The organism is Mesorhizobium sp. M7A.T.Ca.US.000.02.2.1 (genome assembly GCF_003996995.1).
Taxonomy (GTDB): domain Bacteria; phylum Pseudomonadota; class Alphaproteobacteria; order Rhizobiales; family Rhizobiaceae; genus Mesorhizobium.
This window is the reverse complement of the sequence record NZ_RZTT01000553.1, coordinates 1-3,237: the sequence shown is the minus strand read 5'-3', so window position 1 is coordinate 3,237 and position 3,237 is coordinate 1. Positions and strand designations below refer to the sequence as shown.

The following is a 3,237-nucleotide window of genomic DNA, read 5'->3' as shown; positions in this document are numbered from 1 at the left end:
GCGTCATGGTGTCGGGCTATCACGGCACCGGCAAGTCGACCCATATCGAACAGGTCGCCGCCCGCCTCAACTGGCCTTGCGTGCGCGTCAACCTCGACAGCCATGTCAGCCGTATCGATCTCGTCGGCAAGGACGCGATCGTCGTCAAGGACGGTTTGCAGATCACCGAATTCCGCGACGGCATCCTGCCCTGGGCCTACCAGCACAATGTCGCGCTGTGCTTCGACGAGTACGATGCCGGCCGTCCGGATGTGATGTTCGTCATCCAGCGCGTGCTGGAATCGTCGGGCCGGCTGACGCTGCTCGACCAGAGCCGGGTCATTCGCCCGCATCCGGCCTTCCGGCTGTTCTCGACCGCAAACACGGTCGGCCTTGGCGACACCACCGGCCTCTATCACGGCACCCAGCAGATCAACCAGGCGCAGATGGACCGCTGGTCGATCGTCACCACGCTGAACTATTTGCCGCACGACAATGAAGTCGCCATCGTGCTGGCCAAGGCCAAGCACTATCGCGACAGCAAGGGCAAGGACATCGTCAACAAGATGGTGCGCGTCGCCGACATGACGCGCTCGGCCTTCATCAACGGCGATCTGTCGACCGTGATGAGCCCGCGCACCGTGATCACCTGGGCCGAGAATGCCGAGATATTCGGCAATATCGGCATGGCGTTCCGGCTGACCTTCCTCAACAAGTGCGACGAACTGGAGCGCTCGGTGGTGGCCGAGTTCTATCAGCGCGCCTTCGGCGAGGATCTGCCCGAGAGCGCCGCCAACGTGGTGCTGGGCTAAGACCGCTCCATGGGAACGACCCACCGGACGTTCCTATGGAGTCTTGTATTCCTCTGCTTTGGTCTCAGTCAGGCAGCCATGGCCCAGAACCAACCACTCAAACCTGGGCAGACTTGGACGTATCACGGCGCGACACCAGTATCCTCGCGTGTGATCATAGGCGCTGTCGATTATCTGGAAGGCGAAAGTCAGCCGATCGTATCGATCTCAGTCTCTGACGCGCCGATACCTAATGACGGAAAGCAGCTGCAAACAATCCCTCACCTCCCTGTAGCGGCTGACGTACTGAGAGAAAGTCTGGTTGAACTTGAGGGTGTTCGTCCAATTCCCGACGGGTTTGACCACGGATACAGTCAGTGGAGACAGGCATATGACAGTGGGAAAGGCGGCTATTTTACGATCTCGGTCGAAGAGATTATCGGCCTCCTGCGCACTCAGCTTGGCCAGCGGCCAGCGGTACAATAGAGATAGATGATGGCGGGTCCGGGCGACAACACGCGCAACAAGTCGAAGACGGGCTCTGAAGCCGACAGCTTCAAGCGTGCCGTCACCGTCTGCATGCGCGCCATTGCCGGCGACAAGGAACTGGAAGTCGGTTTCGCCAAGGACCGGCCCGCACTTGCCGGCAGCCGTGCCCGTCTGCCCGAATTGCCGAAGAAGGCCTCGAAGACCGATATCGCGATCACCCGCGGCCTCGGCGATTCCATGGCGCTGAAGCGCGCCTGCCATGATGTGCGCATCCACACCAAGCTGGCGCCGGAAGGCAAGGCGGCCCGCGCCATCTATGACGCGGTCGAGCAGGCTCGCGTCGAGGCGATAGGCTCACGCGCCATGCAGGGCGTCGCCGACAATATCGGCTCGATGCTGGAGGACAAATACGCCAAGGCCAACCTCGTCGACATCAAGGACAAGGCCGACGCGCCGATCGAGGAAGCTCTTGCCCTGATGGTGCGCGAGAAGCTGACCGGCCGTCCGATCCCGAAAAGCGGCGAGCGGCTGGTCGAACTTTGGCGCCCCTGGGTCGAGGAGAAGGCCAAGGCCGACCTCGACGGATTGTCGGCCAAGCTCGGCGACCAGCAGGCGTTCGCCCGGGTGGTGCGCGAGATGCTCGCCTCCATGGAGATGGCCGAGGAACTCGGCGACGACCAGGAGACGGAAGATTCCGAGGACAATGACGACAACCAGCCGCAAGGCGAGGAGCAGAGCGAGGAGGGCGGCGAAGAGGACTCCGGCTCCGAGCAGTCGCAGTCCGAGGACGCCGAAGCTTCCGCCGATGACGAACAGTCGGCCGAGACGGAAGCCTCCGACGCCACCGCCGACGATCTGTCCGACGATGACGACGCCGATGCCGAAACACCCGGCGAGGCGCGTCGCAACGACAATCCCTTCACCAATCTGCCGAAGGAGATCGACTACAAGGTCTTCACCACGGCTTTCGACGAGACGGTCGGAGCCGAGGAGCTGTGCGAAGAAGAAGAACTCGACCGGCTGCGTGCCTTCCTCGACAAGCAGCTGGCCAATCTGTCCGGCGTCGTTGGGCGGCTGGCCAACCGGCTACAGCGCCGGCTGATGGCGCAGCAGAACCGCTCCTGGGATTTCGACCTGGAAGAAGGTTACCTCGACCCGGCGAGGCTGGTGCGGGTCGTCATCGACCCGATGCAGCCGCTGTCGTTCAAGCAGGAGCGCGACACCAAATTTCGCGACACGGTGGTGACGCTGGTGCTCGACAATTCCGGCTCCATGCGCGGCCGGCCGATCACGGTCGCCGCCACCTGCGCCGACATATTGGCGCGCACGCTGGAGCGTTGCGGTGTCTCGGTTGAGATCCTCGGCTTCACGACACGGGCCTGGAAGGGCGGGCAGGCGCGCGAGAAATGGCTGAAGGACGGCAAGCCGCCGAATCCTGGCCGGCTCAACGATCTGCGCCACATCATCTACAAGTCCGCCGACCATCCGTGGCGGCGGGCGCGGCGCAATCTCGGCCTGATGATGCGCGAAGGCCTGCTCAAGGAAAATATCGACGGCGAGGCGCTGCTGTGGGCGCACAACCGGCTGATCGCCCGGCCCGAGCAGCGCAAGATCCTGATGATGATCTCGGACGGCGCGCCGGTCGACGATTCAACGCTGTCGGTCAATCCGGGCAATTATCTCGAGCGCCATCTGCGCGCCGTCATCGAGCTGATCGAGACGCGTTCGCCGGTGGAACTGCTGGCCATCGGCATCGGCCACGACGTCACGCGCTACTACCGCCGCGCTGTCACCATCGTCGATGCCGAGGAGCTGGCCGGCGCCATGACCGAGCAGCTGGCTTCGCTGTTCGCCGAGGAAAGCGCGAAGGATACGCGACGCGGCGGTGGTATGCGGCGCGCCGGATGATTTCCAGGCGCGGCGGGTTTCGGCAGACGCTTTTCGCCGCCATCGTCCTGCTTTCCGGCGTGGCTTCAGC

General features: G+C 63.4%; 2 protein-coding genes. Both read left to right on the top strand.

Going from position 1 to position 3,237, the window contains the following annotated elements; all coding sequences use genetic code 11:
• Nucleotides 1-791: cobaltochelatase subunit CobS (gene cobS, locus EOD15_RS31400; RefSeq protein WP_127409166.1), on the top strand; the 791-nt coding region annotated here is incomplete at its 5' end.
• A gap of 471 nt (nt 792-1,262) precedes the next feature.
• On the top strand, nt 1,263-3,167 hold the full coding sequence (gene cobT / locus EOD15_RS31390; RefSeq protein WP_181172684.1) for a cobaltochelatase subunit CobT: 1,905 nt from the start codon (nt 1,263-1,265) through the stop codon (nt 3,165-3,167).
• Nucleotides 3,168-3,237: the final 70 nt, after the last annotated feature.

Coding starts and splice junctions, on each gene's coding strand:
- cobT (WP_181172684.1), top strand. CDS start 1,263: ATGATGGCGGGTCCGGGCGACAACACGCGCAACAAGTCGAAGACGGGC.